General features: G+C 52.5%; 29 protein-coding genes. 13 read left to right on the top strand and 16 right to left on the bottom strand.

Going from position 1 to position 26,501, the window contains the following annotated elements; genetic code table 11:
* The first annotated feature begins 80 nt into the window (after window positions 1–80).
* The gene (locus AC6I8X_RS23855; RefSeq protein ID WP_313684395.1) at window positions 81–470 is read left to right on the top strand and encodes a DoxX family protein; all 390 of its coding nucleotides are present in this window, start codon (window positions 81–83) and stop codon (window positions 468–470) included.
* 208 nt (window positions 471–678) lie between these two features.
* The gene (locus AC6I8X_RS23850; protein WP_497841634.1) at window positions 679–1,035 is read left to right on the top strand and encodes a DUF488 domain-containing protein; all 357 of its coding nucleotides are present in this window, start codon (window positions 679–681) and stop codon (window positions 1,033–1,035) included.
* Here AC6I8X_RS23850 and AC6I8X_RS23845 read toward each other — a convergent pair.
* Window positions 1,022–2,140 (bottom strand): alkene reductase, encoded by a 1,119-nt coding sequence (locus tag AC6I8X_RS23845; protein WP_497841633.1) that lies wholly within the window; start codon window positions 2,138–2,140, stop codon window positions 1,022–1,024. The two genes, AC6I8X_RS23850 and AC6I8X_RS23845, sit on opposite strands and share 14 nt — an antisense overlap.
* A gap of 107 nt (window positions 2,141–2,247) precedes the next feature.
* On the opposite strand from AC6I8X_RS23845, the gene AC6I8X_RS23840 reads away from it, so the two are divergent.
* The 4 genes from AC6I8X_RS23840 (at window position 2,248) to AC6I8X_RS23825 (ending at window position 5,464) form a co-directional block, all read left to right on the top strand.
* A complete protein-coding gene (locus AC6I8X_RS23840) occupies window positions 2,248–3,159 on the top strand; it encodes a LysR family transcriptional regulator (RefSeq protein ID WP_497841632.1) in 912 nt (303 codons plus the stop codon).
* A 155-nt stretch (window positions 3,160–3,314) separates the two neighbouring features.
* Window positions 3,315–4,220, top strand: coding sequence for a transcriptional regulator GcvA (gene gcvA / locus AC6I8X_RS23835; RefSeq protein ID WP_497841631.1), 906 nt, complete (start codon window positions 3,315–3,317; stop codon window positions 4,218–4,220).
* 123 nt (window positions 4,221–4,343) lie between these two features.
* The gene (locus AC6I8X_RS23830; RefSeq protein ID WP_497841683.1) at window positions 4,344–5,234 is read left to right on the top strand and encodes an oxidoreductase; all 891 of its coding nucleotides are present in this window, start codon (window positions 4,344–4,346) and stop codon (window positions 5,232–5,234) included.
* Between the two features lie 47 nt (window positions 5,235–5,281).
* Window positions 5,282–5,464, top strand: coding sequence for a hypothetical protein (locus tag AC6I8X_RS23825; protein WP_497841630.1), 183 nt, complete (start codon window positions 5,282–5,284; stop codon window positions 5,462–5,464).
* Between the two features lie 101 nt (window positions 5,465–5,565).
* Here the strand turns inward: AC6I8X_RS23825 and AC6I8X_RS23820 are convergent, their stop codons facing one another.
* Together AC6I8X_RS23820 and AC6I8X_RS23815 are read right to left on the bottom strand one after the other, a co-directional pair.
* On the bottom strand, window positions 5,566–5,781 hold the full coding sequence (locus AC6I8X_RS23820) for a YdgH/BhsA/McbA-like domain containing protein (protein WP_084878987.1): 216 nt from the start codon (window positions 5,779–5,781) through the stop codon (window positions 5,566–5,568).
* A 138-nt stretch (window positions 5,782–5,919) separates the two neighbouring features.
* Window positions 5,920–6,129 carry a YdgH/BhsA/McbA-like domain containing protein gene (locus AC6I8X_RS23815; protein ID WP_013508023.1) on the bottom strand — a complete coding sequence of 70 codons (210 nt, stop codon included), beginning with the start codon at window positions 6,127–6,129 and terminating at the stop codon, window positions 5,920–5,922.
* A 267-nt stretch (window positions 6,130–6,396) separates the two neighbouring features.
* On the opposite strand from AC6I8X_RS23815, the gene AC6I8X_RS23810 reads away from it, so the two are divergent.
* Together AC6I8X_RS23810 and AC6I8X_RS23805 are read left to right on the top strand one after the other, a co-directional pair.
* On the top strand, window positions 6,397–6,849 hold the full coding sequence (locus AC6I8X_RS23810) for a hypothetical protein (RefSeq protein WP_497841629.1): 453 nt from the start codon (window positions 6,397–6,399) through the stop codon (window positions 6,847–6,849).
* A gap of 5 nt (window positions 6,850–6,854) precedes the next feature.
* On the top strand, window positions 6,855–7,409 hold the full coding sequence (locus tag AC6I8X_RS23805; protein ID WP_497841682.1) for an RNA polymerase sigma factor: 555 nt from the start codon (window positions 6,855–6,857) through the stop codon (window positions 7,407–7,409).
* 14 nt (window positions 7,410–7,423) lie between these two features.
* On the opposite strand, the gene AC6I8X_RS23800 is transcribed toward AC6I8X_RS23805, so the two are convergent.
* Together AC6I8X_RS23800 and AC6I8X_RS23795 are read right to left on the bottom strand one after the other, a co-directional pair.
* Complete coding sequence (locus AC6I8X_RS23800; RefSeq protein ID WP_313688324.1) at window positions 7,424–7,732, bottom strand: CcdB family protein; 309 nt, start codon at window positions 7,730–7,732, stop codon at window positions 7,424–7,426.
* A 3-nt stretch (window positions 7,733–7,735) separates the two neighbouring features.
* On the bottom strand, window positions 7,736–7,978 hold the full coding sequence (locus tag AC6I8X_RS23795) for a type II toxin-antitoxin system CcdA family antitoxin (RefSeq protein WP_313688323.1): 243 nt from the start codon (window positions 7,976–7,978) through the stop codon (window positions 7,736–7,738).
* A gap of 168 nt (window positions 7,979–8,146) precedes the next feature.
* On the opposite strand from AC6I8X_RS23795, the gene AC6I8X_RS23790 reads away from it, so the two are divergent.
* A complete protein-coding gene (locus tag AC6I8X_RS23790) occupies window positions 8,147–9,100 on the top strand; it encodes an aliphatic sulfonate ABC transporter substrate-binding protein (RefSeq protein ID WP_497841628.1) in 954 nt (317 codons plus the stop codon).
* Between the two features lie 32 nt (window positions 9,101–9,132).
* Here the strand turns inward: AC6I8X_RS23790 and AC6I8X_RS23785 are convergent, their stop codons facing one another.
* The 10 genes from AC6I8X_RS23785 to AC6I8X_RS23740 all read right to left on the bottom strand — a co-directional run bounded on the left by AC6I8X_RS23785 (window position 9,133) and on the right by AC6I8X_RS23740 (window position 19,216).
* Entirely contained in the window at window positions 9,133–9,420 is a 288-nt protein-coding gene (locus tag AC6I8X_RS23785; protein ID WP_299454201.1) for a type II toxin-antitoxin system RelE family toxin, read from the bottom strand.
* Entirely contained in the window at window positions 9,417–9,668 is a 252-nt protein-coding gene (locus AC6I8X_RS23780; RefSeq protein ID WP_299454204.1) for a type II toxin-antitoxin system Phd/YefM family antitoxin, read from the bottom strand. The genes AC6I8X_RS23785 and AC6I8X_RS23780 overlap by 4 nt, the downstream gene beginning before the upstream one ends.
* A gap of 92 nt (window positions 9,669–9,760) precedes the next feature.
* On the bottom strand, window positions 9,761–11,203 hold the full coding sequence (locus AC6I8X_RS23775) for an N-acyl-D-amino-acid deacylase family protein (protein WP_497841627.1): 1,443 nt from the start codon (window positions 11,201–11,203) through the stop codon (window positions 9,761–9,763).
* On the bottom strand, window positions 11,200–12,846 hold the full coding sequence (locus AC6I8X_RS23770; RefSeq protein ID WP_497841626.1) for an ABC transporter ATP-binding protein: 1,647 nt from the start codon (window positions 12,844–12,846) through the stop codon (window positions 11,200–11,202). The genes AC6I8X_RS23775 and AC6I8X_RS23770 overlap by 4 nt, the downstream gene beginning before the upstream one ends.
* Window positions 12,843–13,724 (bottom strand): ABC transporter permease, encoded by an 882-nt coding sequence (locus tag AC6I8X_RS23765; RefSeq protein WP_497841625.1) that lies wholly within the window; start codon window positions 13,722–13,724, stop codon window positions 12,843–12,845. The genes AC6I8X_RS23770 and AC6I8X_RS23765 overlap by 4 nt, the downstream gene beginning before the upstream one ends.
* 9 nt (window positions 13,725–13,733) lie before the next feature.
* Window positions 13,734–14,675, bottom strand: a complete 942-nt coding sequence (locus AC6I8X_RS23760) for an ABC transporter permease (protein WP_310618283.1) — start codon at window positions 14,673–14,675, stop codon at window positions 13,734–13,736.
* A 33-nt stretch (window positions 14,676–14,708) separates the two neighbouring features.
* Complete coding sequence (locus tag AC6I8X_RS23755) at window positions 14,709–16,304, bottom strand: ABC transporter substrate-binding protein (protein WP_313688310.1); 1,596 nt, start codon at window positions 16,302–16,304, stop codon at window positions 14,709–14,711.
* Window positions 16,305–16,398: 94 nt separating this feature from the next.
* The gene (locus tag AC6I8X_RS23750) at window positions 16,399–17,253 is read right to left on the bottom strand and encodes a D-amino-acid transaminase (RefSeq protein WP_497841624.1); all 855 of its coding nucleotides are present in this window, start codon (window positions 17,251–17,253) and stop codon (window positions 16,399–16,401) included.
* 17 nt (window positions 17,254–17,270) lie between these two features.
* Window positions 17,271–18,194, bottom strand: a complete 924-nt coding sequence (locus tag AC6I8X_RS23745; RefSeq protein WP_497841623.1) for an N-carbamoyl-D-amino-acid hydrolase — start codon at window positions 18,192–18,194, stop codon at window positions 17,271–17,273.
* Between the two features lie 101 nt (window positions 18,195–18,295).
* Window positions 18,296–19,216 carry a LysR family transcriptional regulator gene (locus tag AC6I8X_RS23740; protein ID WP_313689244.1) on the bottom strand — a complete coding sequence of 307 codons (921 nt, stop codon included), beginning with the start codon at window positions 19,214–19,216 and terminating at the stop codon, window positions 18,296–18,298.
* Between the two features lie 177 nt (window positions 19,217–19,393).
* Between AC6I8X_RS23740 and AC6I8X_RS23735 the strand changes: the two genes are divergently transcribed.
* The 4 genes from AC6I8X_RS23735 to AC6I8X_RS23720 all read left to right on the top strand — a co-directional run bounded on the left by AC6I8X_RS23735 (window position 19,394) and on the right by AC6I8X_RS23720 (window position 24,107).
* Entirely contained in the window at window positions 19,394–20,140 is a 747-nt protein-coding gene (locus AC6I8X_RS23735; RefSeq protein WP_497841622.1) for an AEC family transporter, read from the top strand.
* Between the two features lie 601 nt (window positions 20,141–20,741).
* Window positions 20,742–20,987 (top strand): DinI-like family protein, encoded by a 246-nt coding sequence (locus AC6I8X_RS23730; RefSeq protein WP_497841621.1) that lies wholly within the window; start codon window positions 20,742–20,744, stop codon window positions 20,985–20,987.
* Between the two features lie 10 nt (window positions 20,988–20,997).
* Window positions 20,998–21,246, top strand: coding sequence for a DinI-like family protein (locus AC6I8X_RS23725; RefSeq protein WP_497841620.1), 249 nt, complete (start codon window positions 20,998–21,000; stop codon window positions 21,244–21,246).
* A 1,883-nt stretch (window positions 21,247–23,129) separates the two neighbouring features.
* Entirely contained in the window at window positions 23,130–24,107 is a 978-nt protein-coding gene (locus AC6I8X_RS23720) for a S1 family peptidase (protein WP_497841619.1), read from the top strand.
* A gap of 191 nt (window positions 24,108–24,298) precedes the next feature.
* On the opposite strand, the gene AC6I8X_RS23715 is transcribed toward AC6I8X_RS23720, so the two are convergent.
* Window positions 24,299–26,500 (bottom strand): tail fiber/spike domain-containing protein, encoded by a 2,202-nt coding sequence (locus tag AC6I8X_RS23715; protein ID WP_497841618.1) that lies wholly within the window; start codon window positions 26,498–26,500, stop codon window positions 24,299–24,301.
* Between the last annotated feature and the right edge of the window lies 1 nt (window position 26,501).

Genomic DNA, 26,501 nt, shown 5'->3' with positions numbered 1-26,501 from the left:
AGCCGTCACCGGAATGACAGCCTGACACTGCTAATATTCCTGTGTTAATTCAGCTTCTGTTATTTTGAAAAGGAAACATCATGAATGAAAAAAACATTCTGATTATCGCCAGAGTGCTTATCACCCCACTTTTTATTTACAGCGGATTAGGCAAGGTATTTCATTTTTCCGATAATGTCGCTAAAACACCCTTTGGCGATAGCCTGATTGGGCAACTGATGATTATTGGCGCCATTGTGATTGAGCTGGGCGGCAGTCTCTGCTTCCTGCTCGGCTACCGGCTGAAAATTGCTTCTGCTGTCTGGATTTTTTATATCCTGCTAACCAGCGTGATGTTCCACCAGTTCTGGTTATATACCGGTCCTCAGCAGGTTGGCCAGGTGATTAACTTCACCAAAAATCTCAGCATTTGTGCCGGCTTACTGTATTTCCTGCTTTATTCCCCGGAGAAAAAGCAACCTGAAGCCTGAGTGAGTTAGCAGTACCAACATTAAACATTACTGATATTTTTGACCCGTAGTCCCGCACTCCATGCTTTCATCATTTTCTCACTGGAGTGCTCGTTCACTTCGGCTTTGCCGGCACCGTATGCCGCATTGACTCAGGCATACGGTGATTATTTTCTCTACTCTTAGAGTTTCCGACATAATGGCAACCCCAGCAAAGGAGAAAATAACTGTGATCCAATGTAAACGCGTCTATGATCCTGTCAGTGATAACGATGGCTACCGGGTACTGGTGGATAGACTCTGGCCGCGCGGAATTAAAAAGACCGATCTTCATTATGACGAGTGGAGTAAAAACCTCGCGCCCTCAACGGAACTGCGCAAAGCCTTCCACGCTGAAACCCTGGATGTCCCCTCTTTCAGTACAAGTTACCGACATGAACTGGCCGCACATCAGGAGGAAGGTCGCCAACTGGCTGATCGGGGAAACAACGGTACTGTCACCCTGTTATATGCCGCGAAAGATACGCAGCACAACCATGCTGAGGTGCTGGCACAGTGGCTGCGTTCGCTGGCTATTGCTGGGTAGCTGCTGCCACATCATAGCGTGGATAATCGGTGTACCCCGCCTCCGCACCACCAAACAGCGTGGACGGATCGCTCACGATAGCCAGCGGCAGATCGCTGGCAATGCGTGCTGGCAGGTCCGGGTTGGCAATAAACGGACGGCCGAACGCCACCAGATCAACCCATCCGGCATGCAGATACGTTTCGGCTTTCTCAATGGTGTAATTCCCGGCAACGATCAGGCTGCCATTAAAGGCGGCACGCAGCGCTTTACGGAATCCATCCGGGATGGTTGGGGCATCATCCCAGTCGGCTTCTGCCAGATGGATAAAGGCAATGCCTTTTTCGCTGCACCATTCCGCCAGCGCGAGAATGGCATCCACCGCTTCGGGGTCATCCATACCCCGCTGGGTAATAAACGGGGCCAGACGAATCCCGGTGCGCTGCACACCAATGGCATCGCTGATCGCCGTCAGCAGTTCCTGAGCAAAGCGGATACGGTTGCTGAGCGGGCCACCATATTGATCGGTACGATGATTTGAGGTGCGGCGCAAAAACTGATCAACCAGATAACCATTGCCGCCATGCACTTCAATACCGTCGAATCCTGCCTTAATCGCATTGATCGCCGCCTGACGATACTCATTGATCACCGTCTGAATGTCCTGTTCCGTCATCTCGCGTGGTAACGGGCAATCCACCATCTGTCCCTGACCGTTTTCATCAACGATCCACACCTGCGCTTCAAATGGGATGGCTGACGGTGCCAGCGGCCGTCCATCAGGATGGAACGACGGATGCGACATGCGCCCGACATGCCACAGCTGGGAGATAATTTTCCCCCCGGCACGGTGGACCGCCGTGGTGACCAAACTCCAGCCCGCAACCTGCTCCGGCGTGTGCATACCAGGCGTCCATGAATAGCCCTGCGCCTCGGGTGAAATCTGCGTCGCTTCGGTGATGATCAGCCCTGCCGAAGCACGTTGCTGATAATATTCAGCCATCAGCGCGGTGGGAATGTTGCCCGGCTGTGCCGAGCGTGCGCGCGTCATGGGGGCCATCACGATGCGGTTTGCCAGCGTCATGCCGCCCAGCTGAGTTGGCTTCAGAAGCATTTTTTCTGCCATTCCTCATTTTCCTCTGTCGTCAGATAAAGTGGCTTGACACTAAACCATTCCGGGTATTTTGATAATGGCGATGAAAACTGAATCTCTATTCGGAAAAACGGAACAATATGGGCAAGCTGGAAGACCTGACATTACTGGTGCAAGTGGTTGAAGCCGGTGGGCTGGCCGCAGCAGGACGGCGCATGAACCTGTCGCCCGCCACCATGAGCGCACGTCTGAAAGCGCTGGAAGAACGTTATCAGACGCGCCTCTTTCACCGTTCAACCCGGGCAATTTCTCTCACCAGGGTAGGTGAAGAATTTTATCAATCCGCTCTGCGGGTGCTGGAAGAGATGGAGCAGGCCGAAGCGAAACTGGCACAGCACGAAGGCGTGCTAAGCGGCACGCTACGAATCTCAGCACCCTCAGATTTTGGTCGCCAGTATCTTTCCCCGGCACTGCTCGAATTTTCTCGCCTGCACCCGGAAGTCAGAAGCACGCTGCTGCTAAGCGAAGAGGTTGAAGATTTAATCGCCCAACGGCTGGATATGAGCATCCGCTTTGGCAATCTTCCTGACAGCAACCTGGTGAAGCGCGAGATTAAACCGAACCATCGGGTGCTGGTCGCGTCACCTGACTATCTTGCCCGCCATGGCACGCCAGGCCATCCGCTGGAATTGCCGCAGCATCGTTGTCTGGTGATGGAACAACGCGGTTCACTGCTGAATATCTGGCGCTTTGCCGTTGAAGATGAAATCAGGACGGTGGAAATCAGCCCCGCGATGATCAGTGATGACGGCGCGCTGATCCGCCAGTGGGTTTTGGGCGGTGCGGGTATCGCCAGCAAGTCATGGTGGGATGTGAAACGTGACGTGGCAAATGGCGATTTGGTGGTGTTATTTGGCGATCACTTTATCGGCTTCAGCCGTTATGACAGCCGCCAGGTGGGATTGCAGTTTGTCTATCCACAGCGCCGATTCCAGCCACAGCAGGTGGCGGCGTTCAGTGATTTTTTTATTGGCTGGCTGGATAAGAACTGAGCCGGTTATTCTTATCCAGCGGGAATTATAACAACATAACAATTTAATAAAATAATAATAATGTGCACTCCCTGCCAGTTACCGGAACATGCCATACTATGACCATTCACTCATAGCTATCGTCCAGGGTTTGCACGCCGGGGAGACACCGCTTTATGAAACATCTGCCGCCAACCGCGACCTTACGCGCCTTTGAAGTCGCCACCCGGCATTCAACCTTCACCTCGGCTGCAGAAGAATTACATATCACGCAAAGCGCCGTCAGCCATCAACTGAAAAACCTCGAAGACATCTGGGGGTTACCGCTTTTTCAGCGTGGAAAAACCTTAAGTCTGACGCCAGCTGGCGCAGCCCTTGCCCCTATAGTGCGTGAATTCTTTATGAATCTGGATGCCACCCTGGCCGATCTCCACGAGCAAAACGGCAGGTTCCGGCTGAGGGTGAACACTACTTACTCCTTCGCACTGAAATGGCTGTTACCCCGTTTACCCGATCTGACGAGACAACACCCGGAAATCCTGGTGACGCTGGAATCCAGCGATAAAGTAATCAATTTCTCCGGTTCTGATTCGGACGTGGCGATCCGTTTCGGCAACGGCAATTATCCCGCACTGCACTCCGAATTTATGTTTCGGGAGCAAATCTTTCCGGTAGCCAGCCCGGCGTTGCTCAGCCGTTTTGGCACCCCGCAGGAACCGGCCGAATTATTACGTTATCCCCTGCTCACGCGTGACGGTGCTGATCTGGTGCCCAAATGGGAGAGCTGGTTTAAACAGGTTGGCGTCAGCATTCCGGCACTAAAGGAAAACGTCCGGCTGGCGGATACCAATATGACGCTTGAAGCCGCACTGCTGGGCCAGGGCATCGCTCTGGCGCGCAGTGGCCATGTGGAAAAAGAGATTGGCGAGGGTAGCCTAATCCGCTTATTCGATACGCCCTTTCCCTCCCCTATCGCCTACTATTTTGTTTGCCCGAAAGGGTCAGAAACGCAGCCGCATGTGGTGAGTTTCCGCAACTGGCTGCTGGCAGAGTCGCGTAAGGCACAGGACCTGTATCTCTGAAGCATGAGTTTTTATTCATACCATAATGAAAAGACTTTGCTTTAATTCTGGCTCTGGGCTGCATAGCATCAGCGTATGCCTGATGGTATTACTCACCTTATTCGTCGTTTTGAGGAGTTGATGATGTCCGGAAATTCAGGGGTTGCGCTTATCGGCCCAGGGGCGATTGGCACCACTATCGTCGCCGCCCTGCATGAAGTGGGACGTACGCCGGTGGTGTGTGGACGTACCGCTCACCCACAGCTGGAAGTGCGTTTTGATGGCGGCCAAATCGTGGTGCCGGGACCGGTACTGACCGATCCGGCAGAGATTACCCATCCGTTCAGCGTGGTTTTCGTCGCCGTGAAGACGACGCAGCTGGCAGCCACTACCCCGTGGCTGGCTGCGTTATGCAACGAGAACACGGTGGTTTGCGTGTTGCAAAACGGTGTGGAGCAGAAAGCGATGCTGGCGAATGCCGTTGCGGGAGCGACTGTGCTGCCATCGGTGGTGTGGTTTCCGGCACAGCGCGAGCCGGATGCTTCCGTCTGGCTGCGAGCCAAACCACGCCTGACCTTGCCTGATACGCCCGCAGCAAGACGGGTGCAGCAAACGCTGGAGGGCACACGCTGTGAAGTCGCCCTCTCTGATGATTTCACCTCGGTTGCCTGGCGTAAATTGCTGCAAAATGCAGTCGCCGGTTTAATGGTTTTGTCGGGACGTCGCGCCGGAATGTTCTCCCGTGCCGATATCACCGATGTGGCATTAGCCTATTTACGTGAATGCCTGTCGGTTGCCCGTGCCGAGGGGGCAATCCTGAGTGATGACGTACCGCAGGAGATTATCGATGGCTTCCATCGTGCCCCGCCGGATTTGGGCACCTCCATCCTCGCCGATCGCCAGGCCGGACGCCCGCTGGAATGGGATATCCGTAACGGCGTGGTATCACGGCTCGGCCGGACGCATGGCATCGCGACACCGATCAGCGACATTATCGTGCCGCTACTGGCCGCAGGCAGCGACGGACCGGGTTGAGTTTCCGGACGATCAAAGATGTTTTCCAGGGAAAGGAGTCGAATAAGATGAGTAATTACTTTATGACGTGGCTGCGGAGGCAACTGAGATATTTTGCCAGCACCCTGATCCCGGTGCTGCTCATTCTCGGATTCGGGATGCTGTCAGTGACATTCTGGCCGTCTTACGCCTGGGGTACGACGGCGACTTTCGCAATTGTCGTCATTGCCATCACGTTCTGGCTGATTTAACGACTTTCTACTTTGCCTTACCCGCTCACAGGACGGGTCACGCATACGAAAAAGGCCGCCTTGCGGCGACCTTTTCCGGCACTTCCCTGTACGATCATCCGTTATTTGTACAGTTCTGCGGTCATGTGAACACGGTTATTGGTGTTCGCTTCGGTAATTTTGTACTGCGCGCCCTGCTGTGCTGCCTGAGCAGCGATTTTTGCTTCCGCCCCGTCCAGAGTTGAGGAGGTTACGGAGATGCTCTGAGCAAAGCTGCCAAATGACATCAGTGAAAGAGCAGCGACAGCGGCGATGGACATGGCTTTGATAGTTTTCATGGTCTTAATCCTTAATTTGTCTGTTTAGAAGGCTGTGCGCCTTCGATGGAAGTAATAATAACTATAGTTATTGTTTCTAGATTGATAATTAGTGCGATCATTGTGATCTGGCTAATCATTACTTCCCGCGTTAACCGTTTATTTAGTCAGTTCAGCTGACAGGTAAGCACCGTTATCCACGCGTGCACCGGTGATTTTGTACGAAGCGCCAGCCTGTTTAGCCTGAGCGGCGATTTTGGCTTCTGCGCCATCCAGGGTTGAAGCGGAAGCGGTGATGCTCTGCGCGAAGCTGCCGAAAGAAACCAGTGACAGGGCCGCAACTGCAACGAAAGTTTTGATAGATTTCATGGTCAATTCCTCAGAGATAACTTTTAGTGGGTGAGGCGTTGTGCCCCGATGTGAGAGAGAATAGACCTGTAGACCGGCGAGTAAAAGCTGAGGGATTTGCTGAAACAATTCAAAAAATTTGATTAATATTTGCGCCCGCAAATTGCACTAAAAGATCATCAGAAAGTCAGTGCACCACAATTTTTCTTTTTTTTAGCAATATTTCTTTCGCTCATTCGTCTACCTCAACACAGGCAGTAATCCACTAATGTGATGAGAGGAAAGACGATGAGAGATTTTGATATGCGTGGACGTCGGTTTGGTGGTCGCGGCATGGGTGGACACAGAATGGCTAAACCGTTGTTGCTGGGTGTCGCGCTGGTGGTGGTACTTGGCTTGCTGGTGATGTCGTTGTGGAATGCGTTACTTCCCGCCATCATCGGGGTGAAAAGTATTGGCTTCTGGCAGGCGCTGGGGTTGTTAGTCCTGTGCCGCATCCTGTTTGGTGGCCTGGGTTTCCATGCAGGCATGTTTGGCATGGTGCGCGAACGTCGCCGCATGCACGAACGCTGGATGCAAATGACCCCCGAACAACGTGAAGAGTTTATGCGCCAACGCCGTGAAGGTTTTGGACGCCGTGATGCTCGCGGTCACTGTGGCTGGCGTGGACGCTGGGAGGATAATACGGATACCCGCAAACCGGCGGAAAACACGCCGCCTAAAACGCCGGAAGCTGAGTGACAGCCATGAAATCCGCAACGGCGAAGGAATCCCTGCTAATGTCAGCGATCGGTGCCTGCCGATCGCGGCTGAAGTCCTTTATCAGCCGTCGCATCCCGGTACGTGACGATGCCGAGGATATCCTGCAGGAAGTGACCTGGCGGCTGATGACGGTGGATCAGCCGGTGGAGAATGCCGTCGCCTGGCTGTTTCGCGCCGCCCGCAATGAAATGACCGACCGATCGCGCAAAAAAAGCGAGCTGCCTCTGTCTGCCTATTTTGGCGATGATGCCGGCGACACGGCGGAAGATGAGCTGGCGGAGACGCTTTTCGGTGTGCCACACACACCCGAGGATGAATACCTGAAAGCGATGATATGGGCAGAGTTAGGCAAAGCCCTTGCAGAGCTGCCACCCGCGCAGCGGGAAGTGTTCGATAAAACCGAGTTGCAGGGATACAGCTATAAAGAGCTGGCAGAAGAATCCGGGGTTAGCGTGCAGACATTATTATCACGTAAACATAAAGCGGTGCTTTATCTGCGCACCCGATTGCGTGACCTATATGATGAACTTACAGGGTAAATAGCCAGATAGGCTTAGAATCCATCGATGATGAAGTCCAGCGCAGCTCTGATGACTTCCCGCTGGCTTTCAAGATGACAAATTTCCACCCCCAACACAGTCAGGTGAACCCCTGCCAGTTCATGGGTCATCATCAGATAGCGGTTACCTTCCACAATTAACTCCGGGTTAAGTCGTTTCACGACTTTGCCCTGATATAATTCGACAGGTGTCAGAGGAATAACCACACGAGAATCGATACTCTCAATAATATCGCTCTGCACATCCAGCAACAGAGGATAAAGATCAGACCCACTCTTATTTTTATATACCCGGTACTGCATCAGTTAAAACTTCCTGTGTTTGTCTGAAAACATACCATTTTCCGCCATGTGCCGGTTCAGGTCTGAAATAGCATCCGCATTTTCGCGCTTCCATTTTTCTGCGGCAGTTTCGCGAAGTTTCGCGCTAATCGCACCTGCTAACAGCTGGGACAAGCTAAACCCTGCATCCTTAGCCTGTTGAAGCAACCCGGGGTCAAGCGTTAGGGTGACGTTCTGTTTGCGAAGCTTTGTCGTTGCGTGTGGCATAAAGACCTCTACCTTTGCAGTTACATGTGTAGTTTACACAGCATTTCACACCTGATTCAAGGTCGCAATCATAGTTCAAATCCGGCAAACCTTATGCAAAGACGGCAGTTGGTGTGTAGCGGCCCGGCTTTTACCATCGCATGACAATAAACGTCAAAAGGAAAGGTCATGCCCACTTTACGACCGCTGCTGGTCAGCGCGTTGCTGCTCACAGCACTCATCTCCGCTTCCACCCAGGCGGCTGAAACGCTGCGAATTGGTTACCAGAAATCCTCTACGTTACTGACGTTGATTAAGCAGCGCGGCGACCTGGATAAATCCCTTGCTGCCGAAGGCATTAACGTCAGCTGGCACGAGTTTTCCAGCGGCCTGCCGTTGCTCGAAGCGCTTAACCTGAACAACGTCGATCTTTCTGCTGATGTCGCCGACACGGTGCCGGTATTTGCCCAGGCGGCAGGCGCGGACCTGACTTACTACGCACGCGAAACCCCTTCCCCCAACGCACAGGCGATCCTGGTCCCGGCGAACTCAGCGATTAAAACGTTGCAGGACCTGAAAGGGAAAAGGATCGCCGTCACCAAAGCAGCGGGCAGCCATTATCTGTTGATTGCGGCGCTGAAACAGGCAGGACTGGGATTTAATGACATCAAGGCCGCCTGGCTGACACCGGCAGACGGGCGTGCGGCACTGGAGAATGGCAGCGTTGATGCCTGGGTCACCTGGGAACCCTACGTCACCAGTGCGAAGATGGAACAGCACGCGCGCGTGCTGACCAGCGGTGACGGCCTGGCGAGCTACCAGCGCTACTATCTGGTATCCACCCCTTATGCCAAAGCGCATGCTCAGGTGCTGAATACCGTGTATCAGGCGCTGCAACAGGAATCCGCCTGGCTGAAAGCCAATCCCGCCGAGGCGGCGAAAATCCTGTCGCCGTTGTGGGGCAATCTGCCCGTCTCCACCGTGGAACAGGCAAATGCCCAGCGCAGCTACCAGATCGAACCGGTGCACATCAGTAACCTGGCAGAACAACAGAAAATTGCCGATGCGTTCTACGATGCGAAGCTGTTACCCAAACGCATTAATGCAAGTGATGTCGGGACCTGGCAACCCTTGCGGCACTGATAACATCGGCTCCCAGCGGGAGCCGATGCTGATTATCTCAGGCGTTCACTTGCCAGATTATAAACTTCACTCCGATCACGTTTACCGACGGCAACCACAGCGATGATTAATTCATCATCTATCACCTGGTAAACGAGACGGAAACCGGACGCACGGAGTTTTATCTTGTAGCAATCCTTTATCCCCCTTAATTTTGCTGAAGGGATATGTGGGTGCTCAACACACTTCTTTAGTTTTTTGGCAAACTGCTGTTGAATGGTTTTATCGAGTTTCTGCCATTCTTTCAGCGCATCTTCCCTGAATTTGACTCGATAACTCATAAATAACTATCCAGATCCACATCAATCAGATTCTGGTTACTGCGTTCACTGACTAGCTTAACCAGTTCCTGATCATCGAGTGCATCCAGTATTTTTTCGTACAACTCAGCAGGAACACAATAAAAAGCGGGTTGGTTACGGTTAAGGATGGCTACCGGAAATCCATCTCCGGCGCTCACTGTCGCCATAGGGTTTTTCTTAAGCTCGCTGACACTGGCGCTCGTGTCACTCAAAATGATGTTTGGCATAATGCACCTTAAAGACTGTTTAACCGGTCTTTATAGTAAAACTGAAAAGACCACTTAACAAGTCTTATATACAGCCTGCAAGCCTTTCTGGGTTACGCGTTCTTTGTCTCACGTTTTAACAAGCGTCCATTCCGGCCCTGCACTTTGCCGTCCTCATAACTCACCATCCCGTTGACCACCACCAGATCTATGCCCGGCGCCTGGCGACAGGGATCGCGATAGGTGGCAACGTCTTCAATGCGGGTCATATCCACCAGGGTTAAATCGGCGAATGCCCCCTCACGGACCCTGCCACGATCGCGCAGGCGAAAGCGTGTGGCAGACAGGCCGGTCATCTTCCGCACCGCTTCTGCCAGGTCGAACAATTTGAGGTCACGGCAGTAATGGGCCAGCACGCGCGGAAAAGTGCCCCACAGACGTGGGTGAGGATTGGGATCGGAAGGTAAGCCATCGGAGCCGACCATCGACAACGGATGGGCCAGCACCTGACGCACATCGTCCTCGCTCATCATATGGTAGATCGCCCCGGCCGGACGCAGGCGCTCGGTGGCCTGCCACTGATCAACACCCCAGAGTTCAGCGATCTCCTGCAAGGTCTTTTTTGCCATCTCCGGGTGAGGTTCCGACCAGGTGATATAAATCTCCATCTTGCCATCAACGCGCCAGGCATCGAGCGTGGTGGAGCTGCAATTGTAGGGATAGCAATCACAGTTACAGGATTGTTCGCTGGCGGCTTTTTCCAGCGCCGCCAGTGCCAGCGGTGCCCGACCCCAGTTACCGGCTCCGGCACATTTCAGATGCGAGATAACCAGCTCAGCCCCGGCCTGCCGCGCGGTGGTAAATGATTCCGCCAGCGAGTCCAGCAAACCGTCGTGTTCATTACGCATATGCGTGGTGTAAATTGCTCCCGCGGCACCAACGATATCCACCAGCGGCTGCATTTCCGACATCGGAGCCTGGCGGGCATTGGTATAGGCCAAACCGGAACTCAGACCGATGGCCCCCGCATCAAGCGCGTCCTGCAACGTCCCGCACATCTGTTCGAGTTCGCTACTGGTGGCCGGACGATCAAATTGCGCCATCACGTTAGCACGCAGCGCGGTATGACCAATCAACGCCGCCACGTTCACACTCGGACCGGCATCTTCCACCGCCGCGACATAATGCTGAAAAGTGGGATAGACAAAGGCGTCTTTTTTCCCTAACAGGTTCATCGGATCGGGCGGCGCATCCGGTAAAACCACCGGCGACGCGCTGATGCCACAGTTCCCGACAATCACCGTAGTCACCCCCTGGGAAATCTTGGCAAGCATCTCCGGCTGATGAATCACATTGGTATCATCGTGGGTGTGGACGTCAATAAACCCCGGCATCAGACAGCGCCCATGGCCTTCAATCACGCGCTGCGCCGCCTCGCCCCTGAGATCACCGATGGCGACAATCCGTTCGCCCGCAACGGCCACATCCGCCATATAGGGTTCAGCACCGCTGCCATCCACCACCGTGACGGCACGAAACAGTAAATCAAAAGTCATGCTCCGATCCTCCGGCCAGCGGCAAAATCCCAGCCTTTACCGGGCACCGCACCCATCAGTTGTTGGGTATAAGGATGTTGTGGCGCACCCAGCACATCAGCTGCTGCGCCGTATTCGATCACCTTGCCGTGCTGCATCACCAGCACGTCATCACACAGTTGAGCGGCGACCCGCAAATCATGGGTAATAAATAAAATCGCCACCCCGAGACGACGCTGAATGTCATCAAGCAGTTGCAACACCTGCGCCTGCACTGAAACATCGAGCGCTGATACCGCTTCATCCGCCACAATCACATCCGGTTCCATCGCCAGCGCACGGGCGATAGCGATACGCTGCCGCTGCCCACCGGAAAACTGATGGGGAAAACGCTCGATAGCGTCAGCAGGCAACCCGACCAGTTCCAGCAGTTCCTGTCCACGCGCCCAAGCCTCGGCGAAAGAGACGCCGTGATTCATCGGCCCTTCCACCAGACTTTTTCCGATACTGATGCGCGGATTGAGCGAGCGGTTCGGATCCTGAAAAATCATCTGAATGCGTTTACGATGTGGTTTGAGACCCGCGGGAGACAGCTCGGAAATATCGTTGCCGGTGATGCGAATCGCCCCTTCATCCGGCGTCAGCAAGCGCATTACGCAGCGCGCCATGGTAGATTTACCGGACCCGCTTTCGCCGACAATACCCAGCGTGCGCCCTCTCTTGAGGCTGAAGGTGACATCATCCAATGCGCGCGTTCCTGCGCGCCGTTTGCCAAACCAGCTCAGCAGCCCCCCTTTCGCCCGATAGATTTTGCCCAGCTCCACCACATCCAGCACCACCTGCGGACTGATGGCTTTGCGTGCCGGTCGTGGTGCCAGGCCAGGTACCGCCGCCAGCAGCGCTTTGGTGTAATCCTCGCGGGGTTGCGACAGCACCTGTTCTAATCCACCGGATTCAACGATATTGCCTTTGCGCATCACGCAGACGCGGTCCGCAATATCCACCACCACGCCCATATCGTGCGTGATAAACAACACCGCTGTACCGTGCTTTTGCTGCAATTCACGGATCAGTTTGAGGATTTGCTGCTGCGTGGTGACATCCAGCGCGGTGGTCGGCTCATCGGCGATCAGTAACCGGGGCTCCAGCACCAGCGCCATCGCGATCATAATGCGCTGACGCTGGCCGCCGCTCAGCTGGTGCGGATACGCACCATAGATACGGGTGATATCCGGCAGCTGCACCTGTGATAAGGCATCCATTACGCGTGCATGGCGTTCCGCTGCGCCGAGCCCGGTATGCGTCTGCAAGACTTCGTCGATCTGGCGTCCCACCGTCAGCACCGGATTGAGTGCCGTCATCGGCTCCTGAAAAATCATCGCCATGTGGCTGCCACGCAACGCTTTCTGGCGGCTATTGCTCACCTGCAACACATCTTCGCCATCGAGCAGGATGCGGCCACCGGTGACCTTCAGCGCGCCTTTTGGCAGCAAACCGAGAGTCGCCAGTGAGGTGACCGATTTACCCGAACCGCTTTCCCCCACCAGACACAGCGTCTCTCCGGCGTGGATACGGAAAGAGATATCCTGCAGGATCGGCACACCTTGTGCGGTGCTTACTGACAGGCGATCGACATACAGCACCTCATAATGTTGTTCCGTCATTTTTCGCCCCTTTTTTTCAGTCGCGGGTCGAGGGCATCGCTCACCCTATCGCCCAGCAGGTTAATCGACAGAATGCACAGCGAAAGCAGCAGCCCCGGCCATAGCACCAGCGAGGGTTTCAGCTGGAAATAAAGGCGTCCCTCGGAAATGATGTTGCCCCAGGTGGGAATTTCCGTGCCGATACCCGCGCCGAGGAAGGACAGAATCGCTTCAGTGAGAATCGCCGATGCGCAGATATAGGTACTTTGCACAATCAGCGGAGCCAGAGTATTCGGCATCAGATGCCGGGTGAGCACCCGAAAGGTGGAGGTGCCCGTCAGGATCGCCGCTTCTACATAGGGTTCTTCACGCGCCGATAGCACCCTGGAACGCACCAGGCGCACCACCTGCGGGATCTCAGGCACCATTATCGCCACCATCACCGTCCAGATGCCCGCGCTGCTCAGTGAAACGATGGCAATGGCCAGCAGGATGCCGGGGATCGCCATCAGGCCATCCATCACCCGCATGACTATCGCGTCGAGGCTGCGAAAATACCCGGCCAGCAACCCGAGCGGCAGGCCAATCAACACGCTCATTAGCGTGACGCCCAGCCCGACCATTAACGAAATGCGTGCGCCATACACCACGCGTGCAAACAGGTCGCGACCGTAGGCATCGGTTCCCAGCCAGAACTCCGCGCTGGGTGGTTTGAGACGAAACGCGGGTGACAACGCCTCGGGATCATGGCTGGCAATCCACGGGGCAAAGATCGCCATGCAGACAATCAGCGTCAACGTGACCAGCGCAATCACCGATAACAGCGGGATGCGCGGCAGCGTTAACCAACGACGTCGGGGCGCTGGCAGCAGCGCAGAAACAGGTTTACTCATGCTCATGCCTTACCCTCAGTAACGAATACGCGGATCGCTCAGCGCATACGACAGGTCAATCAACAGATTGATGATGACGTAGACCCCACTGGTCAGCAGAATCATGCCCTGAATCACCGGGTAATCGCGCGCCAGCACCGCATCAACAATCAACCGGCCCAGACCGGGGATGTTAAACACGCTTTCGGTGACCACCACGCCGGAGATCATCAGCGCAAAGCCGGTGCCGATCACCGTCAGGATCGGGATCATCGAATTACGCAGCGCGTGACGAAACAGCACATGGATTTCCGCTAACCCTTTAGCGCGGGCGGTACGGATATAGTCTTCACCCAGCACCTCCAGCACGCTGGCGCGAGTCATGCGTGCCACCAGCGCGATATATACCGATGACAACGTCAGAGCCGGTAAAATGATGCGCTCGGCAAACGGCCACACTCCTTTGGTGATGCTGGTAAATCCCTGTACCGGCAACCATCTCAGTTCAATGGCGAATAGGGTTGCCAGCAGGTAACCAATCACAAACACCGGAATCGAGAAGCCCAGCACCGATGCCGACATCACCAGGTTGTCGATCCAGCTGCCGTGTTTCCACGCCGCCAGCACGCCGAGCGGCACGGAAATCAGGATGGTGAGGATAATCGCCACCAGCGCCAGACTCAGTGTCGGCTCCAGTCGCTGACCAATCATGGTCAGTACCGGGGTATGTGCCATCAGTGAGGTGCTGAAGTCGCCATGCAACAGCTGTCCGATCCAGACGAAAAATTGCTGATATAACGGCTGGTCCAGACCCAGATTGGCGCGAATCGCCGCCAGCTGCTGAGGTGTCGCCATATCACCGGCAATAATTGCCGCCGGATCGCCCGGCGACAGGCGCAACAACAGAAAAACAAACAGCGCGACCACCAGCATCACCGGGATTGCCGCCAGTACGCGGCGAATAAAATAACCAGCCACAGGAGCCTCCGAAGGTTGTGTTTAAGTCAGCAATTAATCGTCTTTCTCGACGTTCCAGAACACGGTGGAAGGTCCGGTCATTAAGTGGCTGATATGGTTGCTCCACGCAGCGACATCATAAAATTGCCCCAGCGGGATGTAGCTGACTTCGTCCATCGCGTGCTTCTGGATCTCGACCGCAATTTCTTTCTGTTTGGCCGCATCGGTGGCGGTGGCAAAATCCACTTTGAGCTGGTTCATCTGCGGATCGGTCGGCCAGCCGAACCAGGCACCGTTACGTCCGCCACCGTCCAGCATTGGGTTCACCACCGGGTTCCAGATGGTTTCGGCATTCCAGTAGGTAAAGAACATATTCCAGCCGCCCTGGGCCGGTGGGTTCGGGTTGGCGCGACGCGACACCAGCGTCTGCCAGTCCATCGGCTGTAAATCGACCTTGAAGCCCACCTTACGCAGCGCCTGGGCAGCCACCACCGGTTGTGAGGCCTGGCTTGGCACATCGGTTGGCTGCATGATCACCACGGGTGTGCCGTCGTAACCGGCTTTCTTCAGCAGCGCTTTCGCTTCCTCGATATTGCCGCCGTTCAGCAGCGATTCGCCGCCCGCCTGGCTTTCCAGTGCCGTACCGCAACCAAACACCGAGGCACAAAGTTTGTAGTACTGCGGATTGCCCACCAGCGCATCGAGCACATCTTTCTGGTTCATGGCCAGCAATGCCGCGCGGCGGATATCAGGATTGTTAAACGGTGGATAGAGGAAGTTCATACGCCCACCGGTCATGGAACCGAGCTTGCTCAGGGTGCCGTACTTCAGATTCGGATCGGCCTGCACCATCGGCAGCAGGTCGATCGGCAGTTGTTCAATAAAATCGATATCACCGGAGGTTAAGGCATTAATCGCCGTCATCCGGTCAGGCATGTTGATCCATTCGACCCGGTCCACCTTCACCACTTTGCCACCCGCCGTGCCGCTGGCCGGTTCTTTGCGCGGCACGTAGCCTTTGAATTTTTCATAAACCACGCGATTACCCGGATCAAATTCGCTGGCGACAAACTTAAACGGCCCGGAACCGGTGTAATCGGTGATCATCTTGCCATCCGGGGTGTTCGCTACCCTCTCCGGCATCATAAATGCCGCGACTGACGAGGGCTTCGCCAGCAGTTGCAGTACATAGCCGAAGGGTTTCGCCAGCTTGAGGATGATGGTTTTATCATCGGTGGCGGTGAGGCTAGCGACATACTTCATCATCAATTGCCCGCCGACATCGTAACGCGCCCAGCGTTTCAGCGAGGCAACGCAATCGGTGGCGGTCACCGGTTTGCCGTCATGCCATAACAGGCCGTCACGCAGGGTGAAGGTGTACGTCAGGCCATCGGGTGAAATTTTCCAGTCTGCCATTTGTGGCTGCGGCGTCTGTTTATCGTCCATGCCGATCAGGGTGTCGTAAATCATGTAGCCATGGTTACGGGTGATTTGCGCCGTGGTGGCGATCGGATCCAGTACCCGTAAGGAAGATGACATCACAACATGCAGGGTTTTCTCTGCCGCCATCACCGATGGCGCGGCAATGGCGGCGCTCAGGCCAACCGATAACAGACAAGCGATCAAAGTACGGGACGGAAATAGTTTCACTCTTAACACTCCAGTAAAAGGCAAACCCTGGTGTCGGGAAATGCGGTGTGTGCAATGTAAGGGGACAACGCAGGACGTAAGCGTCCTGCTGCCGTCAGAGTGCTGCTGCTAAGGCATGCTCGATATAAAGCTGGCGTAAACGCTGAGTCAGGGGACCCGGCTGACCCGCGCCAACCGGCTGGCCATCGACGTTGACGACCGGGTAAACAAAGGAGGTGGATGAAGTAATGAAAGCTTCTGCGGCCTCCCTGGCTTCATCGATAGTGAAGCCGCGCTCTTCCAGACGCAGGCCATGTTCGTTAATCAGGGCAATCAGCGCACTGCGGGTGATACCCGGCAACAACAGCTGAGAAAGCTCACGGGTGACGACGGCACCGGCGTGAGTGATGATAAAGGCATTGTTGGAGGTGCCTTCGGTAATCAGGCCATCCTTTACCAGCCAGGCATCGTCAGCGCCGCGCAGCCGCGCCTGTTCTTTCGCCAGGCAGGCGTACAACAGTTGCGTGGTCTTGATATCGCAACGCCCCCAGCGCAAATCCGGCAGGCTGACAATGTTCATCCCGCGTTTCGCCAGTGGGCTACCAAGGATATCTTTGGCCTGGGTATAGAGCACCAGTGTCGGTGGCGTACCTGCTGCGGGAAACGAGAAGTTACGGTCTTCCACGCCACGGCTTACCTGCAGGTAAATCAGACCTTCGTGCAAATCGTTGCGGGTGACCAGTTCCCGATGAATCGCCAGCAACTGATCGTTATCAACCGGTAACGACAGCGCCAGCTCGCCCAGCGAACGTCGCAGGCGCTTGAGGTGCTGTTCGAAATCCACCAGCCTGCCCTGCAATACCGCAGTCACCTCATAGATGGCATCGGCGAAGGTGAACCCCCGATCAAAGACCGAGATTTTCGCTTCATTTTCCGCAATAAACTCACCATTCAGATAGACGGTGCGCATGACTCAATTTCTCCGGGTTAGGGGCGTTCCACGCCAGTCTGGCGTGTGATGATGCCGTAATGTTCGATGCGGCGATGACGGGCGAAATCAAAGATGGTGGTCTTGCCGAACTGGCACAGATCCATGTCGCAGCGGTGGGAGATCAACTCATCACCCTGCCCGCTGGCGCGCGCCACGACAAAGCCGTTGGGATCCACGATGACGCTGCCGCCCATCAACGGGAAGCCATCCTCCACACCGGCCTTCGCCACGCCAACCACCCATGTTGCATTCTGGTAAGCCCCTGCCTGCATACAGAGTTCGGAGTGGAACAGCCGTTTGGTTTCGCCTTCATCGCGCTCAAGGGAATTCACGGAAGGGGTGTTGTAGCCCAGCGTGACCAGTTCCACGCCCTGCAACCCCATGACGCGATAGGTTTCCGGCCAGCGGCGATCGTTGCAGATACACATACCCATGATCGCGCCCTGGTTTTCCCAGGTCGGGAAGCCCAGATCGCCCGGCTCGAAATAACGTTTTTCCAGATGCTGGAAATCACGATGTGGATCGTACTCAACATGCCCCGGCAGGTGCACCTTGCGGTATTTGCCGACAATATTGCCCTGACGATCGGTCATGATTGAGGTGTTAAAGTGACGCCCTTCCGGGGTCAGTTCGGCGTAACCAAAGGTGATGGCAATACCCTGCTCGCGGGAGAAATCGAACAGCGGACGCGTCACATCATTCGGCATTTCGCGTTCAAACCAGCTATCGACTTCATGCTGGTCTTCCATATACCAGCGTGGGAAAAACGTCGTCAGCGCCAGCTCAGGAAACACCACCAGCTCGCACCCCTGCTGTCGCGCCTGCTCCAGTAATGCCAGCATGCGCCGGACCACACTTTCTCTTGAGTCGCTTTTTTGGATTGCTCCCAACTGAGCTCCGCCAATTACAATTTCACGCACGCACTTTTCCTCAACAAGACCGACACAGTGTCGTAGGGCCATTGTGTGAGGTTCAGGGCGCTCTGTCGTATACCAAAATGTGGGCCTTACTTAACCTAAAGTTAATCCATGTTGAACAGATGGAAGCCGCTGCTATCCAGCACCTTGCGCAAATGGTCGATAAATACCTGCGCGAACTGCGCCAGCGGTTCGTGACGCAGATGCACCAGGCTGATGGTCAGGCGTTCTTCCGCCAGGATCGGCAGCACTGCCATGCGTTCAGCACCGGAGGCACGGAACGAGATCTCATCCACCACCGAGAATCCGGTGCCGTTTTTAACCAGCGCACAGGCGTGATGTGGGGAATCGACATCAATACTCGGACGATATGGCAGACCAACGCGTTCGAAGGCCTTCATCATAAAACTGTAGAACGGGGTATCCGAGGAGTAACCAATAAAGGGCGTCTCCGCCAGCGCCGCAGGCAGCTCTTTGGCCGGTAATCGGGTGAGTGGATGATTGGCCGGGCACACCACCATCACGCGGATATAACTCAGGGGCACGGCACACAAGTTGGGATGATCGATAGGAAACAAGGAGATACCGAGGTCCGCATGCTGATCAAGCAGCCGATCCCGCAGCAACCGGTGTCGCAAACATTCGAGGCTGACAAGGATGTTTTCGTTGCACTGCCTGAAAGCACCAATAGCATCTGGCACCAGTTGATGCCCCAGACTGGGGCTGCTGGCAATGCGCAGCACACCCTGACGCTGCTGTACCAGGTTGTGCAACGTGGTATTGACGCGCTGGATATCGCGATACACCGATTCGACATCATTGAACAGGCTGCGTGCCTCTGGCGAAGGATATAACCTTCCCTTAACCCGTTCGAACAACCGGAAGCCAATGCGAGCTTCCGTGTGCGATAGCATCCGACTGACGGCGGGTTGAGACACAAACAACAGTTGCGCGGCACCGTTAATCGAACCGGTAATCATAATCGCCCGAAAGACTTCAATCTGACGTAGATTAAGCGACTGCATTCGGTTTTCCTCTGAGGAATGAATAGCGTGTGCTGAGCGGTTAAACGCTTAACACCAGGTTATAGGTTGTTAGCAATTAGCATGCCAGGAGGGGTTCCGCTACGGGGAAGTGCGCTGACAGCGGGGGGAGCGTTCGGTAATAATATGATTCGCAAGTTTTTACCGGAGCCATCGATTGTGAGCGTCGCACACATTATTCTGCCTGTCTTTCTGTTGATTATTCTCGGCTATATGCTGGCCCGCCGCGGTGCCCTCGATGCCCATGCCAACAAAGCGCTGGGTAGTCTCGCCTTTAAGCTGTTTATGCCAATGGTCCTGTTTACCGGGATGGTCAACGCGCCACTGCATGATGGCCTGAATATCAAAATTCTGGCGGCGTACTTTGTCCCGGCGCTGCTTATTTTTGCGGTGGTGAATATCATTACCCATCGCCATATAGGGAATCCGACGCCATTTGGCCTGACGGCTTCCTTTTCAAATAATGCCCTGATCGGTCTGGCGATGGTGGCGGGTATGTACGGTGATGCAGGATTGGTATTGCTGTTCACGGTTCTCGCGGTCCACAGCCTGCTGCTGTTTGGCTTTCAAAGCCTGTATAGCACCCTCGCCGGAAGCGAGCCGTTTAAACCCGGCGTCCTGCTGGCAAGCCTGGCGAACCCGATGATTATTGGATTGTTGCTGGGAACGGCGGTGAATCTTGCACATCTTACCTTGCCTGACTGGAGCATGAAGCTGGCGACCTGGCTGGCTCAGGCGGCACTGCCTTGCGCGCTGATCGTGCTCGGGGCCAATCTCTCTGGCTTTCGTCTGCGCCCCAATGCGGCGGTGGTTGGCATTACCGTCGCCAAGCTGGCGATCATGCCGCTGGTGGTGTTGCTGGGTTGTGTGCTGCTGCATATCAGCGGTATGGATAATTTAGTTTAAAAATCAACGAAGATCGTCCAGGAGCGCCGATTTATCCCGGTTGGACAGCAGCTTAGAAATGCATGATTATGAACTTAGTCGAACTTAGGCGTTAATTTTTGCCCCATATATGCCCCATAGTTCAAATTGCCGGTACTATCCCCCCATACCCGGGTAATGAATTATCATGGTTAAGCTTTTAATTGTGACCTTTTCTGAGAATGTTCGCAGCATCCCTCGCTACAGCTTTTGTCGGCAGTTGCTTAGATGAAGCAGCCATACGCTCAAGCTCATACAAAATATTGCTCTTGTTTATCGGCACACCTTTTGCCGTCAGTTCGATTACAGCCGCCCCTATGGCGCATCCAATCATTCCTGCCCTGTCCGATCTCATTTCATTCATCGTAGTAATTTGAAGGATTGGTTTGACTTAAAGTTAAAAGTAGCTCGAAAACAAAAAGTTTCAAATTCAGTTAACTATCTAAACTTAAAGTGATTTTCTCATAGATCACATCAGCTTTTCGAATGGCACACCTATGACTTTCACCTCGGCCATTGAACTGTATGAAATCACAGTATATAAATTACTGTAATTTTATACAGTATTAATAAGGGGTGACGAATGTACGTTGAACTGATTTATGACAAACGCAACTTTGACGGTCTGGATGGCGCAAATGGGAAAATCCTGGCCGAACTGACAAAGCGTATTAACCGAATCTTCTCTGACGCTGCAGTGAAGGTAAAGCCGATGGCGGGTAACAGCAGCATCAATACAGATGCAAATAAAGCGCAGAAGGCTAAAATCAGTGAGGCAATTGAGGAAATGTTTGAAGAGGCTGATATCTGGCTGACAGAGGAATTCTGAGAGGTGGGTCATGCGCGTGGAAGTGACCATCGCAAAAGACAAAGCAGCAGCGATGCCGAAAGGCTCTATTTCTGCCCTGACACAGGAGCTGGCAAAACGTCTGAGTTCTCGTTATTCGGGTGTTGAGGTTGTCGTGAAAACGGCCAGCAATGATGGCCTGTCCGTCTTTAGATCGCAGGATAAAGAAGGTGATAAGGCTTACGTGCAAAGCGTGCTTCAGGATGCCAGGGAATCAGCAGACGATTGGTTTCACGGGTGATTAATCCAAACCGTTAAGCTGTTGCCGCTACGCTCGCATAATCAGCATCTCAGATTAAACATACATTGTTCATGATACACCTTTAGCCCGGGCAAGCTTATCCCACCGCCCGGGTTTCTTTTCGGACTATAGCTAAGAAAAATTAATCAAATCGACAAAATTTAATCATCGGTATGAATGTGTACAAATATTTCAATATCTCTATTATAGAGATGCACTGCACACAGCAATTGTGGTGCGATGAGATTTTTCCCTATTGGAGTTTTAAGCCTGCACACTCAGCAGGCATTTTTTTGCATACAATGCTACTGATGCATAAACTGATAAAGCGGCATGGCTATAAACATGCCGTGAGGTGGATTTTATGCAAGAATTTGCCCGTGTTGTTCGGGAGCCGTAGCACGGGCTTTTTTATGGACATGGACCATCCCATGCACGGGTAACTACCCATGTTACCCTGCTTCGGTCTGATAGTGATATCCACCACTACCAGGCCGTCTGCAGTTTCCACCATAATTGTGCCTTCATAGCGGGCGTTCATTATCTCGTTCCAGTCGAGACGCTTTTCCAGATAGTCCCTTGCAGGGGATGGAAAGCCCATATCAGTACGGTCCGTTAGGATTGAACAAGCGGAACGTCCGGTTTTCGCTGAAGTCCGGCGTAATGTCACGAAAGTAATTCATCTGATTCTCAATCCAGTCATTCGCTTGCTTTAATGACCAGTGGTGATGATGCCGCTCCAGTTCTGCAACGAAGTCAGTTGTTCACTGTCTTCTGCACTTTCTGGTCCATCTTGATGCTCTGGTAAAAGGCGTTCTTGATGTCGCTGTAAGGTGGCATGGTGATCAACTCCCGATGATTACTGTATGTCCATACAGTATTATTAATCGACAGAGTCGATCAAGTAGATCATCGGAGGTTTCTGAGAAGGGATTGTCAGGAAAGGAAATTTAGTGCGGGGAGAGTTGAACCTTTGGAGGGACATTGGGTCATAAATTATATGGATAATCCCATGTAACGAATTTCGCCCGCTAATGCGGGCTTTTTTTTTGCATAACGCCCAGCTGTTACTACAATCCTTACACGGCATATCCTCAACATGCCGGAATCGCTATATCCATCAGCTATGGACTTTGCCCGCTCCTCTCATTCCGTGGGATGCGGGCTTTTTTTTGCACGCTACACAGCCGCGGCTAAACTGATATTGTGGCGTGCCACACCGACATGCCGCAAACATTATCCAGGTAACAACTTGCCCGTGCCTACCTATCCGGAGCGCGGGCTTTTTTCTACCAGAAGTCCTTAGGAGACTATTCTGATAGACCTCCCCCTTTCCCCTTACCTAGCCTTAAATGGCTACACGCAGCCTGATGATTACTAACTAAGCTCATTGATTATCTCCTGATATTTATTAGCTTAAGATGATATTTTCTTAAATAAATACATTAAATGTTATTATTGGTGTCTAACGTGAGAAAGTTAACATGAACTACGTTTTTTATACCGATGTGATAACGCCATCCATGGCGTTATGTTAGATGTGGTTTATCCCAGACACATCGAGGACGCCCGGCGACTGGTTACCCTAGAGCTTGACCCGAGCCGGGCCAGCAGAACTTCTGTAGCCTGAGTAGTTGCTGGAAATGTCACCTTTTTTGCTTTCGGAAATCTTGTTCCCGTCTATGTTAATGACACCATTTATCGGCAACCCTTTCTTTTCTTCAAGGTATATCGCGACCCTCAGCCCGCTTCCTTTGATGGTGTTGCCTTTTGTGTTTCACCAGGATAAACCTTATCACAAATTAAGAGTAATATATTCCATTCAATGATGGGGATGGTGTTATTTTTTAGTGAGTAAGTTAACCATATAGGGGATGGTGATCATGTTAGACCAATGGAAGAAAGCCGTAGTTCATTTAGAGTGTGTAACTGATAGCGAGGAACAGGAAGAGAGAGCAAAAAGAATCTTTGAGTTGAAAGAAAGATTTGAAAAGGGAGAAATCCCCCAAAAAACATATGATGCAGAACGTAATGGGGGAATCAGAGACATAAGGTTCAGAGGTACAGCATTATTTATATCACATAATGGAAAAAGATATTTACTGACAGCTAGACATGTTCTGTTTGATGAAATCACCTATGCTAGGAGACTACAAAAGGCGTTAAAGGATGCCGAGAAGCATCCTGAACATCAGAGAGAGGAATATGTTGAATCTCTCAAAAAAAGATTTTCTGACATAATATTCCCACTTATATTTAGGGTGTATTCGCTGGATGAGGTAGATTCCGGGATTGTATCGAATACACATAATATTCTTATGAACCTTGGATCGGGAACCACTGAGTCCCATCCCTATACTTTCTCTCACCCAGACCTAGATCTGGCAATCATATCATTAGATAAAAGAAATAATGAGTTTGCTGACGATTTAATAAGAAACGGATATTACCCAATCCCATCAGAACTTATAGCTGATGGACCATCATCTGAAGGTGCAGAGATATTTACAGTTGGCTTCCCGGTTGCAACTTCTGTATTAGGGATAATCAACCAATCCAAAGCGATGAGTAATTGGTCGTCAGATAATTGGGCTTTGCCAGTATTTTCATGGGGGAAGGTTTCAATGTTGCATGAGCCATTACAATTCTATTGGTGTGATATAACCACATATCCCGGCAATAGTGGTGGACCTATAGTTGAAAACGGGAAACTGATAGGTGTAGTTTCCAGTCAGGCAGTAATCAAAGATAACTCCGCACCAGGGGTAGAATCAAGAATACCATTTGTTCGAATGGTTAAATCTATCTTTGTGAAAGAACTTTTAGAGCAACAAGAGAAAAAAGACAATCTTCACGCTTAACAGGTAATACCCCCACTCCAAAGCGTCGAATGGGGGTATACATTAATCAGTTAACATCTATATCCGAAATATTTTTAACCCATCCTGCCGCCATAAGTGCATCCACCATTTCCTCTGGCACGGAAACATAGTCGTAACTAATTCCATCCTGAGTTTCCGCGCTTCCTTTTATGTATAGAGTAACCATAGTTTTAGCTCCAAATCATGGTTATAAGTGCATTGCCATATTTTGACTTAACGTGAAGATACCGCGTCCCGGCAGCGCTGAGGTTAAAGTTATATGAGCAAACCGCGAACGCTGAACTGGCAATTATTTTACCATTGGTGGTAGCTCCGTTCGCCAGCTCGATACCGGCAGTTCGTGTTGCGGTATCAACCGTAGATGCAGCCAAGAGGTTGCTATTAGCGTATATCTGCATTTCAAAAACACCGGCACTTACATCTGCAACTCCAGATCCTGTTGCTTTCAGGAAAGAAAGAGATACTGAAATGTTGCTTCCTGCTGTAGCGCTGTATGATGCGGTGTAATTGATATAGCCTTCCGGAGTGAAATGACTCTGCGCTCTGTCAAAGTTCGATATTGAGTTTACAGGAGTTCTGGCATAAAAATTATTCTCGTAAAGAACTATAGCACCATTATTTCCCCCATCACTATATCCACCGATATTGGCAAAGATATCCACTGTTGATGATGCAGAGAAAAAGTTGTCATGAATCGCCGTAAATGCTGGGTTAGCAAGCCCATTTTTACCCTCAACCTTGATGGCGTTTGTGCTGCCACCAACGGTATTGCCACCCACATCAGCACTAAGGACACCGGTAAGACACAGGCCATACAGTGTATTACCAGTGGCGATGTTGTTGCTCAATTCCAGTCCAGCGGGCGCTGTTGTTCTTCCATTGACCAATATCCCGATGCGTAGGTTGTTTGGCACGTAATTATCGCGGATGCTTGGAGCGGTTGAAACGCACCCTGCAAATATCCCATCGACCCCGTTGGCGCTTGCCCTGTTACCAAATATGCTCAACCGGCCATCGCACTGAAATACATCGATGCCATTATTGCCATTACTGAATGCACGGCAGTTAGAAATCTCACCTTCCGCAACATAACCCATGCCAAAACCACAGTATCCATTGCCACTGGCCTCTGCATCCCGAAGACCAAGCCTACCAGATGCTGAAACAGTGTAACTGAACAAGCCAAACCATCCATTGCTGTTAAATCTGTTCACGCCCTGTGTTTTAATATTCCATGATGCCCCCGCCGCCCCAACAGTTAACCCATTTTTGCCGTCTCCATCTTTGGTAAAATACTGCCCCGCAGGATATGAACTTGTTCCTGTACCACCTCCAGAAAGGGTGGGCTTGGTACCGTCATTAACAAGAGTTACTGCCGTTCCTGATATTGACAGAATCTGGCAGCGAGAGTCACCAATCCAGACATAATCATTTACAGCGAATCCGCTAACACTGTCGACAGCTATTACATAATCACTTGCAGTATTTACTGCATTAATACAGGTTGTACGGGTTAAACTTCCGTTATTGCTGAACTCGCACGAATCAAGAGTTAAATCAGGCGTCCCTGTGTAGGTGCCTAAAAGTACTTTAGCTCCGTACCCGGTGAATCCTTTAGCAGTTATTTTTCTGAGATGAATTTTACCGGTACTTGCGGGAGCAGTGAATGTAATACCATTTCCTGTATACCCACCCTTTGGAACGAAGTTAAAGTTCACTAGGTTGCCACAAACTAACGTTGTTAACGCACCTATCGCATATGTCCCACCACGGCCATCAAGGATTAATCCCAGCGCCCCACATACCGCATCAGCCAACATAATAGCTGCGCTGTCATCTGCAACCCCGTCGCCGATAGCGCCAAAATCCTGAACACTCAGTGACTCAGCATTTTTATCATGCTGAGTCCTGAGAACCGAACCAGTAAATGGTTGCTTTACTGCCAGTAGGAAATCACCCAGCCCATCAGCACTCGAAGCAAGATTTGCACGCAATACTGCATCACCAACCGACAACCAAGCATCAGTGCCCACCCCTCCAGCAGTCGAAGGGGTTGAACCAGCGGCAACAACCTTCGGAAATGTACCAGCCCAGCGGTAATATTCCCCCGTGGATGTGTCACGTAACACCTGATTTGGCAGGGTAAGCGTTGCGCCAGCTTGAAAGCTGTCCATCGTGACGTAGCCATAGTTGGCGATGGCGCGCTGGTTCTGTTTTTCAATACCAAACCACGTTAATCGGGGAACCCCCAAGCGGTCCGGCCACGTCTCGTTGCTTAAATCATTTTCGCGGTGATCCAGATTCTGCGCGTTGTCATACAAATCTTTCGCAGCAGAAGACCCCAGCGGGTTTCTGGTGTAGTAAGTGGTCATG

Source organism: Pantoea sp. X-Soil-TKNS-1280 (genome assembly GCF_059730475.1).
Note: the sequence above shows the minus strand (reverse complement) of the source record. Positions and strands in the feature narration are given on the sequence as shown.

Coding starts and splice junctions, on each gene's coding strand:
- AC6I8X_RS23855 (WP_313684395.1), top strand. CDS start 81: ATGAATGAAAAAAACATTCTGATTATCGCCAGAGTGCTTATCACCCCA.
- AC6I8X_RS23845 (WP_497841633.1), bottom strand. CDS start 2,140: ATGGCAGAAAAAATGCTTCTGAAGCCAACTCAGCTGGGCGGCATGACG.
- AC6I8X_RS23840 (WP_497841632.1), top strand. CDS start 2,248: ATGGGCAAGCTGGAAGACCTGACATTACTGGTGCAAGTGGTTGAAGCC.
- gcvA (WP_497841631.1), top strand. CDS start 3,315: ATGAAACATCTGCCGCCAACCGCGACCTTACGCGCCTTTGAAGTCGCC.
- AC6I8X_RS23830 (WP_497841683.1), top strand. CDS start 4,344: ATGTCCGGAAATTCAGGGGTTGCGCTTATCGGCCCAGGGGCGATTGGC.
- AC6I8X_RS23825 (WP_497841630.1), top strand. CDS start 5,282: ATGAGTAATTACTTTATGACGTGGCTGCGGAGGCAACTGAGATATTTT.
- AC6I8X_RS23820 (WP_084878987.1), bottom strand. CDS start 5,781: ATGAAAACTATCAAAGCCATGTCCATCGCCGCTGTCGCTGCTCTTTCA.
- AC6I8X_RS23815 (WP_013508023.1), bottom strand. CDS start 6,129: ATGAAATCTATCAAAACTTTCGTTGCAGTTGCGGCCCTGTCACTGGTT.
- AC6I8X_RS23810 (WP_497841629.1), top strand. CDS start 6,397: ATGAGAGATTTTGATATGCGTGGACGTCGGTTTGGTGGTCGCGGCATG.
- AC6I8X_RS23805 (WP_497841682.1), top strand. CDS start 6,855: ATGAAATCCGCAACGGCGAAGGAATCCCTGCTAATGTCAGCGATCGGT.
- AC6I8X_RS23800 (WP_313688324.1), bottom strand. CDS start 7,732: ATGCAGTACCGGGTATATAAAAATAAGAGTGGGTCTGATCTTTATCCT.
- AC6I8X_RS23795 (WP_313688323.1), bottom strand. CDS start 7,978: ATGCCACACGCAACGACAAAGCTTCGCAAACAGAACGTCACCCTAACG.
- AC6I8X_RS23790 (WP_497841628.1), top strand. CDS start 8,147: ATGCCCACTTTACGACCGCTGCTGGTCAGCGCGTTGCTGCTCACAGCA.
- AC6I8X_RS23785 (WP_299454201.1), bottom strand. CDS start 9,420: ATGAGTTATCGAGTCAAATTCAGGGAAGATGCGCTGAAAGAATGGCAG.
- AC6I8X_RS23780 (WP_299454204.1), bottom strand. CDS start 9,668: ATGCCAAACATCATTTTGAGTGACACGAGCGCCAGTGTCAGCGAGCTT.
- AC6I8X_RS23775 (WP_497841627.1), bottom strand. CDS start 11,203: ATGACTTTTGATTTACTGTTTCGTGCCGTCACGGTGGTGGATGGCAGC.
- AC6I8X_RS23770 (WP_497841626.1), bottom strand. CDS start 12,846: ATGACGGAACAACATTATGAGGTGCTGTATGTCGATCGCCTGTCAGTA.
- AC6I8X_RS23765 (WP_497841625.1), bottom strand. CDS start 13,724: ATGAGCATGAGTAAACCTGTTTCTGCGCTGCTGCCAGCGCCCCGACGT.
- AC6I8X_RS23750 (WP_497841624.1), bottom strand. CDS start 17,253: ATGCGCACCGTCTATCTGAATGGTGAGTTTATTGCGGAAAATGAAGCG.
- AC6I8X_RS23740 (WP_313689244.1), bottom strand. CDS start 19,216: ATGCAGTCGCTTAATCTACGTCAGATTGAAGTCTTTCGGGCGATTATG.
- AC6I8X_RS23730 (WP_497841621.1), top strand. CDS start 20,742: ATGTACGTTGAACTGATTTATGACAAACGCAACTTTGACGGTCTGGAT.
- AC6I8X_RS23725 (WP_497841620.1), top strand. CDS start 20,998: ATGCGCGTGGAAGTGACCATCGCAAAAGACAAAGCAGCAGCGATGCCG.
- AC6I8X_RS23720 (WP_497841619.1), top strand. CDS start 23,130: ATGTTAGACCAATGGAAGAAAGCCGTAGTTCATTTAGAGTGTGTAACT.
- AC6I8X_RS23715 (WP_497841618.1), bottom strand. CDS start 26,500: ATGACCACTTACTACACCAGAAACCCGCTGGGGTCTTCTGCTGCGAAA.